This window comes from Neorhizobium sp. T6_25, from assembly GCF_002968555.1.
Classification (GTDB): Bacteria; Pseudomonadota; Alphaproteobacteria; order Rhizobiales; family Rhizobiaceae; genus Neorhizobium.
In genome coordinates this window covers 22,107-46,628 of the sequence record NZ_PVBL01000008.1, presented here as the reverse complement: position 1 = coordinate 46,628, position 24,522 = coordinate 22,107, and the positions used below count along the sequence as shown (strand labels likewise).

Sequence of the window (24,522 nt, the reverse complement as noted above, 5' to 3'; positions counted from 1 at the left end):
TGAAGACTATCACGATTTCAGCGCTATATCCGACCAGTTCGATACGGCCCAGCGCGGATTGTTGGAGACGTTCAGCACCGTATCGCGCGCCACAGTAATGAAGCCCCATTCGGCGACGTTGATCAGCGGCAGGTCGGTGGCGACGATCTTCTGGAACTGCTTGTAGAGTTCCGTGCGGACCGCGGTGTCGACCGTTTCCGCAGCCTTGGCGATGATGCCGTCGATATCCTTGTTCTCGTAGCCGCCCTGGTTGGAGAAGGGCACGCCGGCCGGGATGCCGGACCGGACGAGGATGGTCGTCGAGATCGCCGGGTCGCCGCGGAAGACCGGCGGGCCGATGGCGAGATCGAAATCGTGATCCGTGTAGACCGCCTTCTGGTGCGCCGCCGAATCCGCATTGATGAGCTGTGCATCGATGCCGACTGCCGCGAGCGCCTGGCGCAGGTAGTCGCCGAACTGCTTGGTCTCGTTGAAATAGGGCGCCGGGCGCAGTTTCAGCGAGAAACGGGTGCCATTGGCGCCTTTCTTGTAGCCGGCTTCGTCGAGCAGCGCATTCGCCTTGGCGGTGTCGAAAGCGTAGGTCGGCACGCTGGCATCATAGAATTCCGGCGCATTCTTCGGCACCGGGCCGGTGGAGGCAGCGGCGTAACCGAGGAAGATCGTGTCGACGACGAATTTCTTGTCGATCGCATGGGCGATCGCCTGGCGCACCTTGACGTCACCGAGCTCCTTGCGGCGATGGTTGATCTCGACCACGAGCTGGTAGGTGAGCGCCTCATAGCCCTTGGAGATGACCTTGATGCCCGGCACCTTGGAGATGCGGGCGAGATCGGTGAGCGGCACGGCCGAGAAGGCTGCAAGCTGGATTTCCTCCGCTTCCAGTGCGGCACCTGCGCCGGCGCGATCCGGCAGGACTCGGAAGATGATCTCGTCGAGCTTCGGTTCGCCCTTGCCCCAGTAGTCGGCGTTCTTGGTCAGGCGGTAATATTCGCCCGGCTTGTATTCGGTGAACTTGAACGGACCGGTGCCGACCAGCTTCACGTTGGCCGGGTTGGTGGCGATGTCGGTGCCTTCATAGAGATGTTTCGGCACGACGCTGCTGACCACCGGCAAGGCGTTGCGGATGAGCTGCAGCGGTGTCGGCTTGGAGAACTTGAAGACCGCGGTTGTCGCGTCCGGTGTCTCGACCGCTTCGAGATTGGCGAAGACGAGGCGGCCGAGGTTCTGCAGCGGCTTCCAGATGCTGAGCGCCGAATAGGCGACGTCGGCGGAGGTGAACGGCTTGCCGTCATGCCATTTCACGCCCTCGCGCAGCTTGAAAGTGACCGACTTGCCATCGGCCGAGCCTTCCCAGGAGGTTGCGAGGCGCGGCGCCAAGCCGTCCTTACCGTCGAACGAGGCTTCGGCGAGCGGCTCGACCACCTTGCTCGCGATGAAGAACACGCCGTTGGAGGCGACGATCGCCGGGTTGAGGTTTTTAGGTTCGGAATCTGCCGCGACCACCAGCCGGTTGCCGGCACCTTGAGCAAGGGCGAAAGTCGGTAAAGCTGTCGAGGCGAGCAGTGTGCCGCCCGCCTGCAGAAGGGTCCGTCGGGATAGGGTGGCGATCGTCATTGCTCTCTCCTGCATCCAGCCATTTTTCAGCATATTGCCAGCGAAATGTGCGGTCGCACAGGCAGGAAATTCCTCTGCGGGGCATTCGGGAACAAATTCTTGAACGCGCAGGGATGGAAGGTGAATTTTCCATTGCGCCGTAAAGGCTTAGTGCCGGGTCTCCAGCTTGTCGCGGAGGGTGGCGAGGATCTCCTCCGCGAGCGGCGTGTCGCCGACCGCGCGGGCGAGCGTCATCCCGCCGACCATCTGGGACAGGATGACGATCGACTTGCGGCGCCGATCCTCGTCGCCCTCGCCATCGACGATCTCCTGCAGCAGCTGGAGGTGGTTTTCGATGCCTTCGGCGAACACGGATTGCACCGCTTCGCCCTGCCGGGAGGCGTCGGCGCAGAGAGAGGCGAGAGTGCAGCCCTTGGCCTTGAAGATCAGGTTGGGCCGGGACAGATACATGCTTGCGATCGCCTTGAGGGCCTTTTCGCGTGTATGTCCGATCGTCTGCCGCCAGTTCGCGGCGTTGAGCGCAAGCGCCTCGCGCGTCGCCTCGGCTGCCAGATCCACCTTGGATTTGAACTGGCCGTAAAATCCCCCATGGGTCAGGCCCGCCGCCTTCATCAGGTCGGCGATGCCGATGCCGTCAAAGCCATATTCGCGGAACAGTTCGCCCGCTTTCAACACCACGCGGGCGCGGTTCTCCTCGGCTTCCTGGCGGCTCACCTTCATCGTCTTCTCCTTCGAACACCTTGACACTTATATTCTGATCGTCATTTAAAGGAGATAAATGACGATCAAAATTTAAATCGAGGTGAAACATGCCGGCAAGACCGAGCGACAGAATAGTGATCACCGGCATGGGCATGGTATCGCCTCTCGCCAGCGGCGTGGAGGCCACCTGGAAACGCCTGATCGAGGGCCGTTCCGGCCTGCGCAGGCTTTCCGACGAGATGGTACCGGATATCGACGCCAAGGTCGGCGGTGTGGTGCCCGGCATCGACGAGGACGAGTTCGGTTTCGATATCGACCTTGCGGTGCCGCACAAGGAGCGCAAGAAGATGGACCGATTCATCGCATTTGCGCTCGAAGCCTCACGGCAGGCGATGGAGCAGTCCGGCTGGGTCGCCGACACCGACGACAAGCAAGACCGCACCGCGACGATCATCGCCTCCGGCATCGGCGGGTTCCATTCGATCGCCGAGGCTGTGCGCACGGTGGACGCCCGCGGTGCCGGCCGGCTTTCGCCCTTCACGGTCCCGTCCTTCCTCGTCAACCTCGCGGCCGGTCATGTCTCCATCCGCTACGGTTTCAAGGGACCGATCGGCGCGCCGGTGACGGCTTGCGCGGCAAGCGTCCAGGCGATCGGCGACGGCGTGCGGATGATCAGGAGCGGCGAAGTCGACGTGGCGCTCTGCGGCGGCACCGAGGCCTGCATCAACCGCGTGGCGCTTGGCGGATTTGCCGCAGCACGTGGTCTCTCCACCGCCTTCAACGATACGCCTGAAAAGGCGTCGCGGCCGTTCGATGCGGCGCGCGACGGTTTCGTCATGGGCGAGGGCGCTGGCATCGTCGTCGTCGAGACGCTCGAACATGCGCTTGCGCGTGGTGCGACCCCGCTGGTCGAAGTGGTCGGTTACGGCACCAGCGCCGATGCCTATCACCTGACCGCTGGTCCGGCCGATGGTTCCGGGGCGAAAAGGGCGGTCCAGCGGGCGCTGCAGATGGCAGGCCTTCAACCCGACGCGATCGGTTATCTCAACGCGCATGCCACATCGACCCCGGTGGGTGACGCGGGCGAGCTTGCGGCGATCAAATCCGTCTTCGGCACCAGCAACGGCCCGGCGATCTCCTCGACCAAATCGGCGACCGGCCATCTGCTGGGTGCGGCCGGCGGGCTCGAGGCAATCATCACCGCGCTTGCGCTGCGCGACGGCATATTGCCGCCGACCCTCAATCTCGAAGATCCCGATCCGCTCTCCGAAGGGCTCGATCTCATCGGACCGCAGGCCCGTCACGCAGAGGTCGAATACGCGCTGTCCAACGGCTTCGGTTTCGGCGGCGTCAATGCCAGCGTCATCCTGCGCCGCTTCGACGAAAACGCAATCTAGGGGGAACCGCGATGTCCGAAGTCGTCATCGTCCAGCCGGTGCGCACCGCGATCGGCAAATACAACGGCTCGCTCGCCGGCATACCGGCGGTCGATCTCGGTGCTGCGGTCATCCGCGAGACGATCGCGCGCTCCGGCCTCAGCACCGCCGAGGTGGCCTCGGTCACCATGGGCAATGTCGTCCAGGCCGGCAACAAAATGAACCCGGCGCGGCAGGCGGCGATCCACGGCGGCCTGCCGGTCTCGGTGCCGGCAGTCACGGTCAACCGCGTCTGCGGTTCGGGCGCGGAAGCGATCGCCAGCGCGGCCAAGGACATCTGGCTCGGCCATGCCAGGGCCGCCATTGCTGGCGGCATGGAGAACATGGACCGCGCGCCCTACCTGATGAGCGGCGGCCGCTGGGGTTATCGCATGGGCCATGCGGAAATTTTCGACAGCATGCTGCTCGACGGCCTTCACGATGCGTTTTCGGACCGACATTCCGGCTGGCATACCGAAGACATGATCACATCGCAGCAGATCAGCCGTGCGGACCAGGATCGCTGGGCGGCGCGTTCGCAGCAGCGGTTCAGCACGGCGCAAGCAGAGGGCAAGTTCGCGCCGGAAATCGTTGGCATCGAACTTCCGGTGAAGGGTGGCGTGAAGAGTTTTGCCGCCGACGAAACGCCAAGGCCGGATACCACGATAGAGGCGCTTGCCAAGCTGAAACCGGCCTTCCGCGACGAGGGCACGATCACCGCCGGCAATGCGCCGGGCCTCAACAGCGGCGCGGCGGCGATGATCGTCGCCGACCGGGCGTTTGCCGAAGGTGAGGGCCTGCGCCCGATGGCGCGGCTGGTGTCCTATGGCGTTGCCGCCGTCGAACCCGGCATGTTCGCGCTCGCGCCGATCCCGGCCGTCAATCAGGCGCTGGAGCGCGCCGGCTGGACGATCGGCGATATCGAGCGGATCGAGATCAACGAGGCCTATGCGGCGGTGCCTCTCGCGGTCCTCAAGGGGCTCGCCCTGCCGGAGGATATCGCCAATGTCGAAGGCGGGGCGGTGGCGCACGGCCACCCGATCGGCGCGACCGGCGCGATCCTGACGACGCGGCTTCTCCATTCGATGCAGCGCGACGGCCTGAAGCGCGGTGTCGTCACGCTCTGCATCGGCGGCGGCCAGGGCATCGCGCTTGCGTTGGAGATGATCCGATAGGAGCAGCAAAAAGCGCGGCAAGAGGGATTGCCGCGCTTTCCGTCTATCCAGGCAGAGAGGACCTTAGGGTCTTGGAGACCCTTACGGATAGATTTTCTTGGCCAGATCCATCATCGGGCCGTATTCGTTCATCTCGCGGGTGCCGAGCAGCTTGGCCCCGGCGAAGCGCTTGGATTCCGGGTCGAGCTGGTCTTCCACACCCTTGGCGACCGGCAGCATCCAGGCCTTGGCGTAGGTGACCTGCGATTCCATGTCGAGGAAGTGGTTGATGAACAGTTTTGATGCGTTCGGATGCGGCGCGTTCTTCATCATCGCGAAATGGATCGAGACGTAGGGCGCCCCTTCCGGCGGCACGATCACCTTGATCGGCAGGCCCTTCAGGTCGTTGGCGAATGCGAACATCTGCGGAATGTAGACGGGATATTCGCCCCGGGCGACACGCTTGGCGTCATTGCGCAGATCGCGGCTGAAGACCGGCTTGTTCTCGGCGAGCTTCTCGTTGAACGCCTGGCCGAGGGCCTTGTGGAAGACGACGAACATCGTGCCGCCGGAACCGAGCGGGCGCATGTCGTCGGAGAGGATCTTGCCCTTCCATTTCGGGTCGGCAAGGTCCTTCCAGCTTTTCGGCTCATCTTCCGGCTTGACCAGGCTGGTGTTGACCAGGATGCCATAGGCCTGCAGGAAACCCGGCACGTGGGTGTCGGTGATCTCCTTTCTCATGTCCTCGCGGATATTGGCGACGTTGGGGATGGTTCCGAGCGGCTGGACGAGGGTCCCCTGGGTGACGCCGGTCTCGATCGAGTTCGCCGAATGCATCTGGATATCGGCGATGAAACGGCCGGCGGCCTGTTCGGCGCGCAGGCGCTCGGTCAGTTCGCTGGCGCGCAGGTCGAGGGACTCGACCTTGATGCCGTATTTCTTCTGAAAGCTTTCGACGACGGCGAGAAAGTTCGGGGCGCCGAGCTGCGAATTGTAGACGGTGACGGTGCCTTCCTTCTTGGCGGCTTCCACCACCTTGTTCCAGTCGGCATCCTGCGCAAGCGCCGGGCTACAGAGCATCGCGCCGAGCATGAGCGCGGCCAATTTGGTGATGAGCGACATTTTTCCTCCCGAGATATTCGCTTGTGAAAAGGTTTCAGATCTCGACGATCACGTAGTCCTCGTCGATGGAGACCGGAAAGGTTTCGGCCTGGTAGGGGCCTTCGGCAAGCGCGCCGCCCTTGGCGACGCTCACGTCGAAACTCTTGACGCGGGTGCGCGCCGGATCGCACCAGGACTTGCCGGTGCGGATATCGAATTCCCAGCCGTGCCAGGGGCACCGGACGAGTTCGCCATGGCGCGTCATGCGGTATTTGCCGGGCTCGTCCGACTCGGCGAGGCCGACAACCTGGCCGCGGCAGAGATCGGCGCCCTCGTGCGGGCAGCGGTTGGCAATGGCGAAAAACTCGCCCTTGACGTTGAAAAGGGCGATGTCGCGGCCGGCGACCTTCACCAGCTTGGACTTACCGACTTCGAGTTCATCGACCTTGGCGATTACGTGACGGGCCATGCTCAGTTCAATCCATAGAAGTTGATAGCGTTTCCGGCGAAGATCGCCGCTTTTTCGGCCGCCGACAGCGGCACCTTGAAGGCGTAACGAGGGTCGTCGAAATCCCAGTGGGGATAGTCGGTCGAGAACATCAGCCGGTCGGTGCCGATCCAGTTCAACGTGTCGGTGAGGTTCCTGGCCGGGTTCGGCTCTTCCATCGGCTGGGTGGTGAACCAGATGTTGGCCTTGAGGTATTCCGAGGGCGGCCGCTTCACGTGCGGAACCTCGTCGCGCATCGCAGCCCAGGCCTTGTCCATGCGCCAGCCGAAGGCCGGTACCCAAGAGAAGCCGCCTTCGACGAAGGAGATTTTCAGGTCCGGAAACTGCTCGAAGACGCCCTCGAAGATCAGGCTAGATATCACCGACTGCATGGTCTGCACCTGGCTGTGGTGCTCCTCGATGTAATAGGACGGCCAGCCGGCGCCGGTCGCCTGATGCCCGCCGACGCCGCCGACATGCAGGGAGATCGGCAGGCCGTGGCTGACGGCCGCTTCGAAGATCGGCCAGTGGCGGCGTTTCCCGAGCGGCTCGATCGAGCGCGGTGGCAGGAGGACCTGCACGAAACGCTTATCGGAGGCGCGGCGGTTGATCTCGGCGACGGCGCTTTGCGGGTCTTCCTGGGTGGCGATGATCGAGCCGCGCAGGCGCGGTTCCGGCTCCAGGAATTTGCCGACCTGCCAGTCGTTGATGGCGGTGGCGATGGCGGTGGCGAAATTCGGATGGCGCTGGCCGCTGGCGTTGAAGCGCAGCGGCACGAGCACGCCGATATCGATGCCGAGCCCGTCGAGATGCTGTTCGCGCAGGAAGGCTAGGTCGGAACCCGGGGGACCACCTGCCGGCGGCCAGCTGTCTACGCGCGAGACCTCCGGCACCATGCGCGGATGCGACAGCGTTTCGGACAGTCCCTGGCGGGTATGGCCGCCATAGGTTGCGAGATGATCCCGCCAGCGCTGCGACAGATAGGGATGTATCTCCGCCGGCGTCTTCATCGACGGATGAATGTCGCAGTCGATCAGATTGTACTTGGTCTTCGCCTCGACCGGGCGTTCCAGCGTTTGGGTTTCGGTCATCGTGCGGCCTCCTTCTCAAAATCCGCGGCGATCCGCGGATAGGTGGCGAGCGGGTTGTCGATCAGGATCTTCTTCGTCAGTGTCTCGCCGAACCTGGCCGAGAGCGCCTTGGTGCCTTCGAACTGCGCGTGCGGGTAGTCGGTCGAAAACAGCAGGATGTCGTCGCAGTCGATGTGGTCGAGCGTGCGGGCGAGCGCATCGGTTTCGAGCGGCGCTTCGACCGGCTGCAGCGTGAAGCGGACATGCCGCTTGACGATGTCGCTCGGCTGTTCGGTGACCCACGGTGTTTCGGCGCGTACGCCGCGCCAGGTCTTGTCGGCCCGCCAGAAGAACGACGGCAGCCAGGTGAAGCCGCTTTCGGCGAACACGACCTTGAGGTCCGGCACTTTGTGAAAGACGCCTTCGGCGATGAGGCTGAGGAGCTGGCTTTCGAAGATCGAGGCTTGAGCCACATAGGCCTCGACGAAGAAGCTCGGCCAGCCGGTAGCGGTCGGCGCATGGCGGTTGCTGCCGCCGGCGTGGATACAGAGCGGCAGCCTGTTGCGGGCGGCGGCCTCGTAGATTGGCCAGTAGCGGCGCCGCCCGAGCGGCTCGTCGTTCTGGGCGAGGATCATCACCTGCACGAAACGCGGGTCGGCCGCGCGTTTCTCGATCTCGGTGACCGCGAGTTCCGCGTTCTGGGCCGAGACGATGATCGAGCCGCGCAGGCGCGGCTCCTTGTCGAGCCATTCCCGCGCCAGCCACTCGTTGACGGCGCCGCAGAGCGCCGCGGCCATGTCGTCCGAATGCATGATTATCGAGCCGTGCAGCACGTTGCAGATCGCCAGCCGCGTCCCGAACGGATCGAGCGCCTGGGTGCGGACTGCCTCCAGCGTATCGCCGGCAAAACCGCTTGCCGCCTTCCAGTCAGGACGGACATTGATCGGCGCACGGGGAGGTGACGCCGTCATCGCCAGACTCATCCGATCGACGCCGCGCATGATAAAAGTTTCGCGCCAGTATTCGTCGAGGTAGGGCAGCAGCGTCGCGGTCGCCGGCGGGGCCGGATGCAGATCGCAGTCGATGCCGCCGATGGTCGACAGTCCAGGCTCGTTGCCCAGCGATCTCACCATTTCATTCATGTGAGCACTCCCATGGTCAGGGCAGGCGGTAGACGCGCTTTGCGTTATCGCGAAAGATCTGCGCGCGCTCCGTCGGCGACAGCGGCACCTTGAAGGCGTAGCGTGGGTCGTCGAAATCCCAATGCGGATAATCGGTCGAGAACATCAGCCGATCGGTGCCGACCCAGCGCAGCGTGTCGAGCAGGTGGCGGTTGTTTTCCGGCTCCTCGATCGGCTGGGTGGTGAACCAGACGTTCTCGCGGATATATTCGGACGGCGGCCGTTTCACATGCGGCACTTCCGAGCGCATCCGCTCCCACTGCTTGTCGAGCCGCCACATCAGCGGTGCCGCCCAGGCGAAGCCGCCTTCGACGACGATCAGCTTCAGCTTCGGGAACCGTTCGAAGACGCCTTCGAAGACCATGCTGGTGACGACGCTCTGCAGGCTGTGCGAGAAGGCGTAGTGCTCCTCGATATAGAAATCCAGCCAGCCGGCGCCGCTATTGGCGTGCTGGCCGTAGGCGGCCGAATGCATGCCGATCGGCATGTCGTAATGTTCGGCGGCCTCGTAGATCGGCCAGTAGCGGCGACGTCCCGCCGGCTCTACGGTGCGCGGCGGAATCGCGATCTGGGCGAAACTCCGGTCGCCGATACGCGCCTCGATTTCGGCAAGAGCCGCCGGCACGTCTTCCTGGGTGACGGAGATCGAGGCTTTGAGGCGCGGCTCCGGGCCTGTCCATTTGTCGAGCTGCCAGTCGTTGACGGCAGCGCACATGGCAGCGCCGAGTTCCTGGTTCAGCGTCGAGGAACCGGCGGCGAGCGGCTGCAGGATGCCGTATTCGATGCCGAGCGGATCGAGCAGCTGCTCCTGCAGATAGGCAAGGTCGGAGGCCGGCGGTCCGCCGTTCGGCGGCCAGGCGTCGCGGCGCATCCCGTTGCCGGGCGTCATGCGTGGGTAGGGCAGGGTGCCGACCACCGGATTGGCACTGCGCTGGCCATAGTCGGCCAGATGGTCGCGCCAGCGGACGGGCAGGAATTTCGCAAGTTCGGCGGGCGAACCGAAGGCGGGATGTATGTCGCAATCGACGATCCCGAGCTTGGCTTCGGCCCCCTTATCCTTTTCCAGAGTGGTGTCCTTGTCCAGAACGGCCTGGTTCATGGCTTAGTCCTCCAGTCGCGAATAGGTGGCGAGCGCGTTCTCCCGAACCAGCCGGTCGATCAGCCGTTCCGGGAAACCGGGGGGAATCGCGGCCTCGCCTTCGAATTGCGCATGCGGATAGTCGGTCGAGAACAACAGCATGTCGTCGCAATCGAGATGCTCGATGATGCGTTCCAGCTCGGCGGGGTCGCGCGGCGCGTCGAAGGGCTGGGTCGTCATGCGGATCTGGCGTCGGACGAGCGCTGACGGCGGTTCCTTGACCCACGGGATCTCGATGCGGGCGCCGCGCCAGTCCTTGCTCATCCGCCACATCTGGCCGGGCAGCCAGGAGACGCCGGATTCGATCAGCACGATCTTCATGTCGGGGAACTTGCCGAGCACGCCTTCGGAAACGAAACTGCCGACCTGGGCTGCAAAACCCTGGACCTGGTGGACGTAATCCTCGGCGAGATAGGAGAGGAAACCGCTCTGGCTCGGCGCGTGGCGGTAGGCGCTGCCGGCATGCACGCCGAGCGCAAAACCATGGCGCTGGGCGGCCTCGTAGACCGGCCAATAGATGCGGCGGCCGAGCGGCATCTCGCCCATGCAGAGCGTCAGCACCTGCACGAAACGCTTGTCATCGGCGAAACGCTCGATCTCCTCGACGGCGGCTTCCGGGTTCTGCATCGGCAGGACGAGCGAGGCGCGCAGGCGCGGGTCGCGGTCGAGCCATTCCGTCTTCAGCCAGTCGTTGGTGGCGCGGCAGACGGCGGTCGCAAGATAGGGATCGTAGATCGCGTGCACGGCGGTGACGCAGTTGAGGATCGCGTATTTGAGACCGTAGGGATCGAGCAGGTTTTTCCGCAGCTTTTCGACGCCCTTACCCTCCGTCGCCTTCCAGTCCTCCCGGAAGAACGGCTTGGTGCGGGTCGGGAAATTGGTGAGCTCGAGACGGTCGACATCGCGCGTCGTGACGATCTCGCGCCAGTAGTCGTCGAAATAGGGAAGAAGATCCTCTCGCCCCGGCGCGTCCGGATGAACGTCACAATCGATCGCGCCCAATTGCGAAAGCACAGGGCGCTGCTGGGTCACAGCAGTATCCACCGCTTAAAACCTCCCTTGTCTGTCGGCCCGGCCGCTCGTTTCGCGGCGAACCTGAACCTCACTCCCGGGCGGCGTGTCGAAACGACGGCACCCTCGCATCAGCGATGCGTTTCCTCGATTTGGGAGGGTAAGCGGCACGGGGAGCCAAGAGAATATGCTTTTTCATCGTAGCGGCTTTCTCGATTCGAGAAAGCCAATCGGCTTTCAGTTTTTCTCCTGGAGCAAAGGCGTGGCGCTCACGCTGCTCGATCACCTGGAACGAGAGCTGCGTGCATATGGATGCGCAGCCATTCCATCAGCGCACGCACGGTCGGTTTCCGCGCCTGGGTCTGGGGGATGAGCGCCTTCAGCCAGAGTTCCGCCACCGGATAGTCGGGCAGGAGCTCGATCAGCTTGCCGGTCCGGATCGATTCTTCCGCCACGTAATTCGCCACCATGGCGACGCCACGGCCCCGTAGCGCCAGGTCGTGCAGGATCTGGGTATCGTTGGCGCTGAAGGAGGAGCGCACCTCGACATCGATCGGGCCGCCGGGGCTGCGGAAGGACCAGGTCGAACCCGTCGCGTGGAACGTCAGGCAGATGTGATTGACCAGATCGCGCGGATGTTTGGGCAGGCCGCGGTTTTCGAGATAGTCGGGAGCGGCGCAGAGTTTCCGCGGATAGGGGCAGAGCGGTTCGTCGACGACGTTGGAATAGGAGGCGGGCAGGGCGCCGAGCGCGATGTCGTATCCTTCTTCCGCCGGATTGACGGAGCGATCGACCAGGGCAAGATCCATGGTGACGTTCGGGTTCTCCTGCTGGAAATCGCTCAGGATGCGAGCGAGGAAGGCGATCGTCACCGTCGTCGGCGCCTTTATCCTCAAATGTCCCTCGATCCGCTGGGCGACGGCCGCCGCTCCGCTGATCGCATCGTCGATCTCCTTGACCAGGGATTGGTAGCGGGGCAGGTAGCGCTCGCCGATCTCCGTCAGGATGATCTGGCGGGTCGAGCGGACGAAGAGTTTCACCCGCATCTGGTCTTCCAGCCGGCTGATGCGTTTGGTCACGACCGAGGGTGCTACGCCGAGATGACGGCCGGCCGCCGAAAAGCTTCCGGACCGGGCAACCGCCAGAAACGTGCGGATATTGATAAGCGTATCCAATGTCTTAGGTCTCCCATGCCGCCCTGTCGGGCAGCCCTCCGCGTAAACGGTAACACAATTCATCTTTCTATTTTCGAGAAAAGTGAATGTAAAAAAATGGTGCTTTTCCCCTGCACGGGAAAAGGTCAATCTAACAGAAGAGGGAATTCCGGTGCCGGGCGGCATCGCCGCGACCGGCAGGGAGAGCCGGCGCAGATCGGAGTTCAGATAAAGGGAGTTTGCAGTTGGCCAAGGCCGATCCTGTCCGAACTGAAGGTCTGAACGCTCCGCATCATGCGGTGCTTATCAGGGACCTTGTCAATCGCACGGTGCGCGCCAGATCGTTTCTGGAACATCGGTGAGCGATCGGGATTGAGCCGGGGTTTTGGGCCCGGTTGCAGCTGCTCGGGAAAACGCCACCGCTTGCGGTGAAAAGGGAGATCGCGGTCGATGACCGCAGAAATTTTGAGCGTCGAGTGCCGGGATCGGGTCCCGGGCGCGATGCTCGATCGTCGGTTCCAGGGAGGAGAGACTCGTGACGACAAACACATCCATGACTTCGGTCATTCAGAAGGCTTCGGCCATTCAAAAATGGTCGCGCCGGATTTTCATGGCGGCTGCGGGCAGCCTTGCCATCTCGGCGGCGGCCGGCCTTCCTGCCTTCGCGCAGGATGCCGAGTGGCAGAAGGTGATCGACGCGGGCAAGAAGGAGGGCTCGCTCGTCCTCTATACAGCGCTCGTCGGCCAGCCGAGCACCAAGCAGATCGCCGAGGCCTTCACCAAGCAATACGGGATTTCCGTCGAGGTGCTTGAAGCGCGCGCCTCCGAGATCCGCGAGCGCGTCCGCGTCGAGCAGGCCGCCGGCCGCTTCGCCGCCGACGTGATGTTCACCAGCGAAGGGCAGACCATGCTCTACGACAAGGAGGACAAGTCCGTCGATCCGCTGCCGGCGACCCCGAATTCTCAAAAGATCGGCGACAAGTTCAAGCTCAAGGTGCCGATGGCCTCGGTCATGACCATTCCCTACGGGATCATGATCAATACCGGCCTCGTGAAGCCTGCGGACGAGCCGAAGAGCTGGAAAGACATTGCCGATCCCAAGTGGCAGGGCAAGATCCTGTCCGACGACCCGCGCGCGATCGGTGCCGGTTACCTCTGGTTCTTCTCGACCCATGACAAGATCGGCGAAGACTATTTGAGGAAGGTCGCGAGCCAGAAGCTCGTCTTCACCCGCGACCAGCGCGAATCGCAGCGCCGTACCGCACGCGGCGAATATTCGATCTACATGCCGGTCATCATGACCGATTTCTCGGATCTGAAGGGGCTGCCGGTCAAGTTCATCATTCCGGAGGAGGGCGTTCCCTACGTTCTTTACGGCAACGTCATGCTCAAGAAGGCTCCGCACCCGAACGCCGCCAAGCTCTATCTCGACTTCATGCAGAGCCCGGTCGTGCAGAAAATCTATGCGAGCCTCGGCTACGGTCCCGTCCTTCCCGGCATGACCGAGGGGCTGCCGGCGGACGTCAAGGCGATTTCCGAAGCCAAGCTCTACGGCACCACGGACACGACCCGCCAGAACGAGATGCTGGCCAAGTCCAAGGACATCTTCAAGTAAGCCTCCCAGGCCGCCGCCGGTCCGATGTTCGGGCCGGCGGTGCCGTTCTTCATACCCGGAGCCGCGAGGATCCCATGACGATTATCCACAATCGCCCCCTAGACGACATCGCCGAAACCGCGCCGACGATCGCCGGCAATGCTTTCACGCGCGCCTTTTCGGGCGGATCGCTGTGGCGTCTGATCGGCATGCTGGTGCTGATCCTGATCCTCGGCTTCCTGACGATCTATCCGCTCGCCATGCTGCTCTACGGTAGCCTGCATTCCACGCCGCCCGGCATGGCCGGCGAGTTCAATCTGAACGGCTACCGGTCGATCATGACCACCCAGAACCTCATCGTTCTGGCCAACACGATCGGCATATCGCTTGCCAAAACCATACCGTCGCTGACGATCGCGGTGTTTCTCGCCTGGATTGTCGCGCGCACCGACACGCCGTTCCGGGGCACGCTGGAAGTGCTGATCACGCTGCCGTTCTTCATTCCGCCGATCCTGACCGCCATGGCCTGGGGCATGCTCGCCAACCCGCAGGTGGGCGTCATCAACATGGTCTGGCGCTGGCTGACCGGTGGTACCGATCCGCTCGTCAACATCTATTCCTATGGCGGCGTCATCTGGCACATGTGCCAGTATTCGATCCCGTTCCTTTTCCTTTTCATGGTCGACGCCTTCCGGGCGATGGACCCGTCGCTCGAGGAATCGAGCCGCATGTGCGGCGCCTCGCGCTGGACGACCTTCCGCAAGATCACCCTGCTCCTGATGCTGCCGGTGCTGACCAGTTCCTTCATGCTGAGCTTCATCAAGGGCATCGAGACCTTCGAGTCGGCGCTGTTCTTCGGTCTGCCCGCGGGCATCAAGGTGATCACCACCGACATCTACGAGTCGATCAACCACCGCGCCACGCCCGACTACCAGTACGCGACGTCGCTTTCCTTCGCGATCATGGGGCTGATGTTCCTGCTCGTCATCTGGCAGTGGTGGATGCTGCGCGGCAAGAGTTTCCAGACCGTCACGGGCAAGGGGTTTCGCCCGAGCGTCATGGAACTCGGCCCCTGGCGCTGGGTCACCTTCGCCTTCTGTGTGCTGTTCTTCTTCATCACGGTGGTGTTGCCGATCGGACAGCTGATGCTCGGCTCGTTCTTCCGCTTCTTCGGCTTCTACACCTATGACATGCTGACCCTGGAACACTACAGGTCCGTCTTCGCCAACAGCGAATTCTGGCGGGCGGTCCGCAATACGATGGTGCTCGGTCTGCTCGGCGCCACCGCGACCATGGCGCTCGGCGCGATTGTCGCCTACATCTCGGTGCGAACCCGCTGGCGCGGACGCAACCTGATCGACAGCATGGCCTGGCTTCCCTGGATGATGCCGGGCATGGTGCTCGGTGTCGGTTTCCTCTGGGCGTTTGCGATGCTGCCCGGCCCGATCCCGATCTATGGCACCATCTGGGCGCTGCTGCTTGCCTATATCGCGCTCGGCACGCCGGTCTCCGTGCGGGTGATGACCGGCGCCTATCACCAGCTTTCCTATGACCTCGAAGAATGCTCGCGCGTTCACGGCGCAAGCTGGTTCCAAACCATGTGGCGGATCATGGTGGCGCTTGCCTGGCCGGCCTTTGCCGTCGGCTGGGTGCTGACCTTCTTCGGCATCATGCGCGAGCTGTCGGCGTCGATCCTTCTCTATTCGGTGGGGTCGGAAACACTGGCGGTCGTGCTGATGAAACTGTGGGCCAACGGCAATGCCGAACAGGTGAGCGTCATCGGCCTGATGATGATGCTTCTGGTCATCGTATTCCGCTGGGTCCAACTCAGCTTCATCAAGGCCCGCATCAGCAAGCTCTAGGCTTCAGGCCCGGCGGCTGCGGCCGCCGGTCGATTTTTGGTTGTCGTTTAAGCGGATCCTGGCATCCGCTCCGAAAGGAAGAGAAATATGGCTTCGGTGACGCTCGAAAACGTGAGCCGCATGTATGGCGCGATAACTGCCGTGGACAACGTGAACCTGAAGATCAAGAGCGGCGAGTTTGTCACGCTGCTCGGGCCGTCGGGCTGCGGCAAGACGACGACGCTGCGCATGGTGGCGGGCCTCGAGAAGAATACCGGCGGCCGCATCGCGATCGGCGACAATGTCGTCTCGGATTCGGAGAAGGGCTATTTCGTGCCCTCCGAACGCCGCCGCCTCGGCATGGTCTTCCAGTCCTATGCGATCTGGCCGCATATGACGGTGTTCGACAACGTCGCCTATCCGTTGCGCATCCGCCGTCGGCCGGAGAAGGAAATCAACGATCGCGTCATGAACGCACTGCGTCTCGTCGAGATGGAGCAATATGCCGAGCGTCCGTCGCCGGCGCTCTCCGGCGGCCAGCAGCAACGCGTGGCGATCGCCCGTGCGCTCGTGTTCGAGCCGGAAGTGCTGCTGCTCGACGAGCCGCTTTCCAACCTCGACGCGCGCCTGCGCACCCAGATGGGCGACGATTTCCGCGCCCTGCAGCAGCGCCTGAAGATCACCGCGCTTTACGTCACCCACGACCAGGCGGAAGCCATGGCGCTGTCCGACCGCGTGGTCGTCATGCATGGCGGCAAGATTCTGCAGGTCGGCGCGCCGGAGGAAATCTACCGCCGGCCGGAAAACCGCCAGGTGGCTGCCTTCTTCGGAACGCCCAATCTCCTGAACGCGACGGTCAAGGACTGCCGCCCGAACGGCGGGCAATATTACAAGCTCTCGGTCGAAGGCCAGGGCTGGTCCGGCGACTGTCATGCGGCAACCGAAATGCCGAAGGGCGCGGATGTCACGGTGATGGTTCGGCCGGAAAACCTGCATGTCCGGGACGCCGGCCAGGTGAACGGCGATCTTTCATGGTCGGGCGAGGTTTCGCAGGCGATCTTCCGCGGCTCCCACCGCTCGATCATGGTCAAGACCCCGGCGCAGACCCTGCATGTCGAGGCCTCGTCGCTTTCCCATGTCGATATCGGCCGCCCGGTCACGGTTGCTGCACCCGTGGAGGCTGCCTGGGCCGTAAGGAACTGATCGGTCCGGGCTCAGGCCTCCAATAGGGAAAACTTGCGTTTTGTCGCAGATATTCAATATTGAAGCGATGTTCCCGCCGGTTTGTCTTCGTCCGGCGCGATCCGCATTTCGATATGGCGCAGGTGAGGCCCAAGCATGACCACAGGCACCCGAACTCAGAATCCTCCCGGGCCTGAGAAGCAGGAGACCCGCCAGCAGCACGTGATCGACAAGCTGAGGACCTGGGCGAGCGACGGCACGATCGATCCGCGCAAGAAACTCTCCGAATCAGGGCTTGCCGAGGCGCTCGGCGTGTCGCGCACGCCGATCCGGCATGCGCTGGCGGTGCTCGTCGAAGAAGGCGTGCTGCAACGGGTCGGCGCCCGAGGCTACCGTGTCCGGGCCTACAAGGTTGCAGACGTGATCGAGGCGATCGAGCTACGCTCGATGATCGAAGGTTATGCCGCCAAGAAGATTGCCAGCGAGGGCCCGTCGCCGACGCTCTTGGCCGAACTCAAGGATTGCCTGCGGGAAGGTGACGATATCTTCGAGAACGGCGGCATCGACGATCCGGTCAACGAGGAGCGTTATGCGGCGATGAACCTGCGTTTCCACACGCTGATCATCGAGGCCGGCGGGGGAAACCTGCTGCACCAGCTCACCAGCCTTTTCGACCGCGTGCCGTTCGGCGCGCCGGATTCGATCCGCTTCGACAACATCACCCGCAAGGAGCGGGCGCAGCACCTGCATTATGCGCACTGGCAGCACCACCACATGGTCTCGGCGCTGATCGCCCGCGACGGTGCCCGTGCCGAAAGCCTTTTTCGCGAGCATGGGGAAGGCGTGAAGATCAGCCTCGGCATCAGCAAGGGGCTTTTCGCGATCGATGGTTCGCGCATCCTGCCGATCTTCGACCTCGACAGTCCGGCCGGTCATATCAATGGCCTGATGCAAGACGAAATCGAGGATTAGGCCCACGTACCGGCGGTAGGGGATTCCCAGTTTGGGATCCCAAGTTACCAAATTCCCCGTTAAAGAGCGGCAATCCGGATCCGTTTGGTTTTTCCGCACTGCATCAATTTTCACCAATATATTATAGAAACGGCGCAATTCTAATGGGCCGTCGCGGCGCTTTTCGTCGGTCGGCCCAATATGGGTATTGTATCCCAAAAATGATTGCTCTATGAATTGCTCGGACCGGGAGGAAGGCCTCGATTTCCGCCAAGCCGTCGAGGCGAGGCTCGAGAACCGGGCTTGTTAGGGAGGAGATGGCGGGAGGAGACCGCTGACCCTCAATTGCACGAGACATCTTGAGAGGATGCATATCGTATCCGGAACCGGCCTTGCCGGCGGGCGGCATGCAGGAGAACAACCGAGGGAAGGTTAAGACAATGCCGAAGAATCTGACCCAGATCCTGAAAGAAAAGGGTAATACTGTCGAGATGCTGCGCAATTCGCGCATCGGCATGTATATCTATCCGGTCGTCGCACCGGAGTTTTCGAACTGGCGCACCGAGCAGATGGCCTGGCGCCATTCGGCAGTCCTGTTCGACCAGTCCCACCACATGGACGAACTGATCGTCGAAGGCCCGGACGCATCCAGGTTCCTGGAAAGCCTGGCGATCAACAGCTTTGCCAATTTCGGCGTCGATCGCGCCAAGCATTACGTTCCGGTGACGCCTGCCGGACACGTCATCGGCGACATGATCATCTTCCGCGAACGTGACGACAAGTTCGTGCTCGTCGGCCGTGCGCCGACCGCCAACTGGCTGCGCTACAACGCTTCGCTCGGCAAGCACGACGTCAAGCTCACCCACGACCCGCGTTCGCCTTCGCGCCCGGACGGCAAGGAAGTCAATCGCGTTCACTACCGCTTCCAGATCCAGGGGCCGGACGCTCCGAAGATCTTTGAAAAGATGAATGGCGGCCCGATCCCCGACATCAAGTTCTTCCATGTCGACTGGATCAATATCGGTTCCAAGAAGGTCCAGGCCCTGCGCCACGGCATGGCCGGCGCTCCCGGTCTCGAAGTCTGGGGTCCCTATGCCGAGAAGGACGAGGTCCGCGAGATCATCGTCAAGGCCGCAAAGGATGCCGGCGTCGACCTCTACCTCGTCGGGGCGCGCGCCTATTCCACCAACACGCTGGAATCCGGCTGGATTCCGTCGCCGCTGCCGGGCATCTACACCGGCGCCGAACTGCAGGGTTATCGCGACTGGCTGACGGAAGACAGCTATGAAGCGACCGGCTCGATCGGCGGCAGCCTCGTCTCCGACAATATCGAAGACTATTACGTCAATCCGTACGAACTCGGTTACGGCATCTACATCAAGTTCGACCACGACTTCGTCGGCCGCGAAGCGCTGGAAAAGATGAAGGGTCAGCCGCAGCGCAAGAAGGTCACCTTCGAGTGGAACGCGGAAGACGTGATGAAGGTCATCGCCTCGAACTTCGTTCCCGGCGGCGAGGCCTACAAGTGGATCGACCTGCCGCAGCCGAACTATGCGTCTTCGAGTGCCGACAGGATCATGCATGGCGACAAGGTCGTCGGCATGTCGATGTTCAACGGCTACAGCTACAACGAACGCTGCATGCTATCGCTCGGCGTCGTCGATGCCGACGTCCAGGAAGGCGACGTCCTGACGCTGATCTGGGGCGAACCGAACGGCGGCACGGGCAAGACGTCGATCGAAAAGGGCCACAAACAGGCCGAAATCCGCGTCCGCGTCTCGCCGACCCCCTATGCCGCCGAAGCCCGGGAAAACTATGCCGAAAGCTGGCGCACCAAGAAGGTCTGAAGTCCTCCAGGATGTTGTACGAGAACGGCGCCTCCGGGCGCCGTTTTTGCGTTTTGGGGGCGACGGGAGGGACAGTTGCCCCTGTTTTTAGCCAGCATCCCCCATCTTGCCCGGGTTCATGATCCCCAGCGGATCGAGCGCCGCCTTGATCTTCTTCATCACGTCCACCGCCTTGCCGTGTTCGCGGCGCATGAACTTGAGCTTGGCGATGCCGATGCCGTGTTCGCCGCTGGCCGTGCCGCCGACGGCGAGCGCCCGTTCGACGACGCGATCGGCCATCTCGTCGGCTTTCTTAAGATGCTCCGGATTGTTCGGATCGATCAGGTAGGCGGTGTGGAAATTGCCGTCGCCGACATGGCCGATGATCTGGCCCGTCAGCGAGGAGGCGTCGATGTCCGCGCGCGCTGCGACGATGCTCTCTGCCAGCCTGGAGATCGGCACGCAGATATCGCCGGTATAGAGCTCAAAGCCCGGAATGATCGCCTTGGTCGCCCAGAAAAGGTCGTGGCGAGCCTGCCAGAGTTTTGCCCGCTCGTCGGCATCGGCCGTCCAGCGGAAGGAGATCGCATTGTGGCCCTTGGTGATCTCTTCGACGAGCTTCGCCTGTTCCTCGACCCAGGCGGACGTGCCGTGGAATTCGAAAAACAGCGTCGGGGCGACCGGCATATCCAGCTTGGAATAGTTGTTGACGCTGGCGATCGCCACTTCGTCCAGAAACTCCACGCGGGCGATCGGAATACCATATTGCACCGCCTCGATCACCGCTTCGACGGCATTGGCGACAGTCGGGAAAGGACAGAAGGCAACCGACACGGCTTCCGGAATGGGATGCAGGCGGACGGTGAGTTCGGTAATCACGCCAAGCGTGCCTTCGGAGCCGACGAAGAGATGCGTCAGGTCGTAGCCCGACGAGGATTTTCTGGCCCGCGAGCCGGTCTGGATCGCCTCGCCATCGGGTGTCACCACCCGGAGAGCCAGCACGTTTTCGCGCATCGTGCCGTAGCGGACCGAAGTGGTGCCGCTGCCGCGCGTCGACGCCATGCCGCCGATCGAGGCGTCGGCGCCGGGATCGACCGAGAACATTAGGCCGGTTTCGCGCAGGTCGACATTGAGCTGCTTGCGGGTGACGCCGGGCTGGACAACGGCCAGCAGGTCCTCGGGCCGGATTTCGAGGATCCTGTTCATCTCGCGGGTATCGAGCGAGATGCCGCCGCGGATCGGGATCGTATGGCCTTCCATCGCGGACCCCGCACCGAAGGGCACGACCGGTACGCCATGCGCAGCACAGGCAGAAACGATCGCCCGGACCTCTTCTTCGGTGCGCGGAAAGGCGACGGCATCGGGCAGGTGAGGGGTGAGCCGCGACGTGTCATGGCTATGATGCTCCCGGACGGAAGCCGAGGTCACCAGCCTGTCGCCGAGAATGCCTTTGAGTTTCGCAATCGTCTGACCGACCGGCGTGACGAGATCATCCATTTTTTCTTCCTCCCTGATGCCGCAATGATGACTTGAATAATCGTGCCCCTCGATCCGGTACGGATCCAAAGCAACCAGGGCCGAAAATCCTGGCGCGTCCCGGCGTTTCCGTGAACGGTTTTGGACGCCGATACCGTATCCCAACCGGTCGGCCGGCAGCTTCTACCGGCCGAACATTCCCTCCTTCAGATCAGGGTCTCCCAGCCCCGCCTTGTTACCCCATTCTTCCTGCCGTGTATGCATGAAGTGCTGTCGCGAAATTCTAGACGGTTTGAACCGCGGTTGAAGTGCCTATCTGAAAAATCTCAGGGGCCCTGACTTTTTGTATCCCAAAGCGAAATGGAAGCTTGTTGTTTCAGCATGGATGTGTTGAAATTCGAACGTTCGGGTAGGCGATGTCGGGAGGACGGCGTCACCTTGGGAGACCGGGCATGGGAGGAAATCGATGTATACACCACTGGCCGGAACAGTTGCATCTGCCACAGACGCGGCGGGTTCGGTTTCGGCTGCGGAAATGACGCGCGGCCGCGTCGTCGCCGACCTTTCGCCGGCCGTTTTTATGGGCGCCGCAATTGCGTCTCGTCACGAAATTTCCAACGACTTCGGCGATCTGCCCGGGACTTGAACTCTCCTGGTGGGTTGACCGCGATATTCGCTGGCCGCAGCGGGGAGGGAGCCCCGCCGGCCTCTGATCTCAAAGGGAGGAGAAACACATGAAACTGAAGGCATTGCTCGCTTCGGCCTGCCTCGCGGCGCTGATTGCACCCGCTCACGCCGCCGACGTGGAACTGACATTGTCGCACTGGGTCCCCGCCACCCATGCGCTGCAGCCGGGCGGGATGGAGCCTTGGGCGAAATCGATCAAGGAAGCGTCCGGCGGGCGCATCAACATCACCATATACCCCGCCTCTCAGCTCGGTGCCGCACCCGATCATTACGACATGGCGCGCGACGGCATCGTCGATATCGGCTTCATCAATCCGGGTTATCAGCCGGGGCGCTTCCCGATCATCGCGGCGGGCGAAATTCCCTTCCTGATCGCCAATGCCAAGGGCGGGTCGCGGGCGCTCGACGAATGGTATGGGCAGTACGCCCAGAAGGAAATGAAGGACGTCTACGTTTGCATGGTGCATCTGCATGATCCGGGAACGCTGCACGGCGTCAAGGGACCGATCCAGGTTCCTGCCGACCTGAAGGGCAAGAACATCCGCCCGGCGCACGCGACCATGGCCCGCATGGTGAGCTCGCTCGGGGCCGCATCGGTGCAGGTGCCGGCGGGCGAAATGCGCGAGCTGATCTCCAAGGGCGGTGCCGACATGACCGCCTCGCCCTGGAACTCGATCTATACGTTCGGTCTGCAGGACGTGACCAAGCATCATCTCGACCTGCCGTTCTACGCCACAACCTTTGCCTTCGTGATGAACAAGGCCAAGATCGAAGGGCTTTCCGCCGCCGACCGCAAGGTGATCGACGATCACTGCACCCCCGAATGGGCCGAGAAGATGGCCAGCAAATGGGCCGATGCGGAAGCGGCCGGGCGCCAGAAGATGATCGATGCGGGCGGCCACACCCTCTACAAGCCGACCCCGGACGAGGTGGGCCTCTGGAAAAAGGCGACAGGTTCGCTGCAGGGCGAATGGGAGACTGCAGCCACCAAGGCCGGCATAGACGCGAAGGCAGCCTGGGCGAGCCTGCAGGAGACGCTCAAGAAATACGGCGCCGACGTGAAATAACCCGTGCGGGACCATTGGCAGGCGGGTGCTGTCGCGGCGCCCGCCCTTTTCCATCCGTTCATCGAGTGCTGTCCATGAACCGCTATCTGGAACGCTTCAGCGACGTGGTCGATCTTGTAGCAGGCATCCTGCTGGGGCTGTGTACCATCCTGATCGTCGCTTCCACCGTTGGCCGCTATGTTCTGGCGTGGCCGATCCCCGACTCCTTCGATATCTCGCGCTATCTGATCGGCGCCTGCATCATGTGGGGCCTGGCGTCGCTCGGTTATCGCGGCGGGCACATCGCGGTCGACCTGCTCTACGAGCCGATGGGGCCGCGGGGGCGCCGCGTCCTCAATTTCATCGCCTGGGCGCTGCTCCTCGTCTTCACGGCCATGCTCGCCTACATGATGTTCTTCCGCCTCGCCAGCGCCTATCGGAGCAATGAAGCGACGTTCGATCTGCGCATCCCCGTCTGGCCGTTGATCGGGCTGATCTGGCTCGGCTGCGCATCGGCCGTCGTCACCACCGCGATCTCGCCTTTCGTTCGGCGCGAACCTGAAGATATCGATCCGCTTGAGGGCCATGGTGTATGAATACCGCTGATCTCGTCGCTATCGGCGGCTTTGTCGCCATGTTCGTGCTCATGGGCCTGCGCGTTCCGCTCGGCGTTTCGATGGGGCTGGTCGGCATATTCGGCTTTGCCGCCATGCGCGGCATGTCGCCGGCGCTCAACCTGCTGACGACATCGCCGATCCGCGTCATTACCGACTTCAACCTGACGCTCGTGCCGTTCTTCATCCTGATGGGGGCCTTTGCCACCAATTCCGGCATGTCGCGGGAATTGTTCAGGACGGGCAATGCCTGGCTCGGACAGTTCCGGGGAGGACTCGCCCTCTCAACGATCGGCGCCTGCGCCGGATTTGCGGCGATCTGCGGCAGTTCGATTGCGACCGCCGCGACGATGACCCGCATCGCGCTGCCCGAGATGCGCAAGGCGAAATACGCCGATGCCACCTCGACCGGCGTTATCGCCGCAGGCGGCACACTCGGCATCCTGATCCCGCCTTCGGTGATCATGGTCGTCTACGCCTTTCTGACGGAGACGGATGTCGCGCAGCTGCTGATGGCCGGCATCATCCCCGGCATCATGGCGACCTTCATGTACATGGCGACGGTGCTGATCGCCCATGGCAAGCGGTTGCCGCCCGGAAAGCCGTTCGAGCTGAGGGAAGCTCTCGCATCGCTTCGGGACGTCTGGGCCGTCATGCTTCTTTTCATTTCCGTCATCGGGGTCATCTATCTCGGTATCGCAACCGCGACGGAAGCGGCGGCGGTCGGGGCCCTGATGACCATGGTCATCGGCGTGTTGCGCGGCCGGCTAAACTATCGGTCCATCATGGCCAGCCTCGTGGAGTCGCTCCGGACGTCGGTTTCGCTGTTCAGCGTGCTGATCGGCGCCATCCTGTTCGGCTATTTCCTGGCGATCACGCAGTCGCCGCAGAAGCTGACGGCACTGCTGGTCGGAATGGATCTCGGGCCATATGGGACGCTGACGCTGATCCTGGTCATTTTCCTGATCGCCGGGGCTTTGATGGACGAGATGGCGATGATCATCCTGCTCGTGCCGATCGTCTTCCCGGTCATCAGCCATCTTGGCTTCGACCCCGTCTGGTTCGGCATCATCATCGTCGTCGCCTGCCAGCTCGGCATGATCATGCCGCCTGTCGGCATCAATGTCTTCGTGATCAATTCGATTGCGAAGGACGTGAAGATCACCACGATCTACGGCGGCGTCATGCCTTTCATTCTCAACGATATCATCCGGCTTTTCCTGCTGGTGGCGTTCCCGGTGATCTCGCTCTGGCTGCCGCAAACGATGAGATAACGCA

General features: G+C 62.7%; 21 protein-coding genes. 11 read left to right on the top strand and 10 right to left on the bottom strand.

Features of this window, described 5'->3' with window-relative positions:
• Positions 1–9: 9 nt before the first annotated feature.
• Together C5L10_RS12850 and C5L10_RS12845 are read right to left on the bottom strand one after the other, a co-directional pair.
• Positions 10–1,614, bottom strand: coding sequence for an ABC transporter substrate-binding protein (locus C5L10_RS12850; RefSeq protein ID WP_105429989.1), 1,605 nt, complete (start codon positions 1,612–1,614; stop codon positions 10–12).
• Positions 1,615–1,761: 147 nt separating this feature from the next.
• Entirely contained in the window at positions 1,762–2,334 is a 573-nt protein-coding gene (locus tag C5L10_RS12845) for a TetR/AcrR family transcriptional regulator (protein ID WP_105429988.1), read from the bottom strand.
• 89 nt (positions 2,335–2,423) lie between these two features.
• Here C5L10_RS12845 and fabF point away from each other — a divergent pair, with 89 nt between their 5' ends.
• On the top strand, positions 2,424–3,713 hold the full coding sequence (fabF, locus tag C5L10_RS12840; RefSeq protein ID WP_105429987.1) for a beta-ketoacyl-ACP synthase II: 1,290 nt from the start codon (positions 2,424–2,426) through the stop codon (positions 3,711–3,713).
• 11 nt (positions 3,714–3,724) lie between these two features.
• Positions 3,725–4,906, top strand: a complete 1,182-nt coding sequence (locus C5L10_RS12835) for a thiolase family protein (protein ID WP_105429986.1) — start codon at positions 3,725–3,727, stop codon at positions 4,904–4,906.
• Between the two features lie 81 nt (positions 4,907–4,987).
• Here C5L10_RS12835 and C5L10_RS12830 read toward each other — a convergent pair whose 3' ends face one another.
• From C5L10_RS12830 to C5L10_RS12800, 7 genes are all read right to left on the bottom strand, one after another.
• On the bottom strand, positions 4,988–6,007 hold the full coding sequence (locus tag C5L10_RS12830) for an extracellular solute-binding protein (protein WP_105429985.1): 1,020 nt from the start codon (positions 6,005–6,007) through the stop codon (positions 4,988–4,990).
• A 34-nt stretch (positions 6,008–6,041) separates the two neighbouring features.
• The gene (locus C5L10_RS12825) at positions 6,042–6,455 is read right to left on the bottom strand and encodes a Rieske (2Fe-2S) protein (RefSeq protein WP_037083330.1); all 414 of its coding nucleotides are present in this window, start codon (positions 6,453–6,455) and stop codon (positions 6,042–6,044) included.
• Between the two features lie 2 nt (positions 6,456–6,457).
• Entirely contained in the window at positions 6,458–7,564 is a 1,107-nt protein-coding gene (locus C5L10_RS12820; protein WP_105429984.1) for an amidohydrolase family protein, read from the bottom strand.
• Positions 7,561–8,685 carry an amidohydrolase family protein gene (locus C5L10_RS12815; protein ID WP_105429983.1) on the bottom strand — a complete coding sequence of 375 codons (1,125 nt, stop codon included), beginning with the start codon at positions 8,683–8,685 and terminating at the stop codon, positions 7,561–7,563. The genes C5L10_RS12820 and C5L10_RS12815 overlap by 4 nt, the downstream gene beginning before the upstream one ends.
• Positions 8,686–8,701: 16 nt before the next feature.
• Entirely contained in the window at positions 8,702–9,823 is a 1,122-nt protein-coding gene (locus C5L10_RS12810) for an amidohydrolase family protein (RefSeq protein WP_105429982.1), read from the bottom strand.
• A 3-nt stretch (positions 9,824–9,826) separates the two neighbouring features.
• Positions 9,827–10,906, bottom strand: coding sequence for an amidohydrolase family protein (locus C5L10_RS12805; RefSeq protein WP_105429981.1), 1,080 nt, complete (start codon positions 10,904–10,906; stop codon positions 9,827–9,829).
• A 236-nt stretch (positions 10,907–11,142) separates the two neighbouring features.
• Positions 11,143–12,048 carry a LysR family transcriptional regulator gene (locus C5L10_RS12800; RefSeq protein WP_046633401.1) on the bottom strand — a complete coding sequence of 302 codons (906 nt, stop codon included), beginning with the start codon at positions 12,046–12,048 and terminating at the stop codon, positions 11,143–11,145.
• 514 nt (positions 12,049–12,562) lie between these two features.
• Here C5L10_RS12800 and C5L10_RS12795 point away from each other — a divergent pair.
• The 5 genes from C5L10_RS12795 (at position 12,563) to C5L10_RS12775 (ending at position 19,442) form a co-directional block, all read left to right on the top strand.
• Positions 12,563–13,642, top strand: coding sequence for an ABC transporter substrate-binding protein (locus tag C5L10_RS12795; protein WP_172717015.1), 1,080 nt, complete (start codon positions 12,563–12,565; stop codon positions 13,640–13,642).
• 74 nt (positions 13,643–13,716) lie between these two features.
• Positions 13,717–15,483, top strand: a complete 1,767-nt coding sequence (locus tag C5L10_RS12790; protein ID WP_245447992.1) for an iron ABC transporter permease — start codon at positions 13,717–13,719, stop codon at positions 15,481–15,483.
• Between the two features lie 87 nt (positions 15,484–15,570).
• The gene (locus C5L10_RS12785) at positions 15,571–16,665 is read left to right on the top strand and encodes an ABC transporter ATP-binding protein (RefSeq protein ID WP_105429979.1); all 1,095 of its coding nucleotides are present in this window, start codon (positions 15,571–15,573) and stop codon (positions 16,663–16,665) included.
• 135 nt (positions 16,666–16,800) lie between these two features.
• Positions 16,801–17,616, top strand: a complete 816-nt coding sequence (locus C5L10_RS12780; RefSeq protein ID WP_105429978.1) for a GntR family transcriptional regulator — start codon at positions 16,801–16,803, stop codon at positions 17,614–17,616.
• Positions 17,617–18,035: 419 nt separating this feature from the next.
• Entirely contained in the window at positions 18,036–19,442 is a 1,407-nt protein-coding gene (locus C5L10_RS12775; RefSeq protein WP_038543673.1) for an aminomethyltransferase family protein, read from the top strand.
• 87 nt (positions 19,443–19,529) lie between these two features.
• On the opposite strand, the gene C5L10_RS12770 is transcribed toward C5L10_RS12775, so the two are convergent.
• Positions 19,530–20,918 (bottom strand): FAD-binding oxidoreductase, encoded by a 1,389-nt coding sequence (locus tag C5L10_RS12770; RefSeq protein ID WP_105429977.1) that lies wholly within the window; start codon positions 20,916–20,918, stop codon positions 19,530–19,532.
• Between the two features lie 445 nt (positions 20,919–21,363).
• Here C5L10_RS12770 and C5L10_RS12765 point away from each other — a divergent pair, with 445 nt between their 5' ends.
• From C5L10_RS12765 to C5L10_RS12750, 4 genes are all read left to right on the top strand, one after another.
• Positions 21,364–21,543, top strand: a complete 180-nt coding sequence (locus C5L10_RS12765) for a hypothetical protein (RefSeq protein ID WP_105429976.1) — start codon at positions 21,364–21,366, stop codon at positions 21,541–21,543.
• An 88-nt stretch (positions 21,544–21,631) separates the two neighbouring features.
• Positions 21,632–22,651: a TRAP transporter substrate-binding protein gene (locus tag C5L10_RS12760; RefSeq protein WP_105429975.1), complete on the top strand. Its 1,020-nt coding sequence runs from the start codon at positions 21,632–21,634 to the stop codon at positions 22,649–22,651.
• Positions 22,652–22,725: 74 nt separating this feature from the next.
• Positions 22,726–23,226, top strand: coding sequence for a TRAP transporter small permease (locus C5L10_RS12755; protein ID WP_105429974.1), 501 nt, complete (start codon positions 22,726–22,728; stop codon positions 23,224–23,226).
• Entirely contained in the window at positions 23,223–24,518 is a 1,296-nt protein-coding gene (locus C5L10_RS12750; protein WP_105429973.1) for a TRAP transporter large permease, read from the top strand. The genes C5L10_RS12755 and C5L10_RS12750 overlap by 4 nt, the downstream gene beginning before the upstream one ends.
• Positions 24,519–24,522 lie beyond the last annotated feature (4 nt).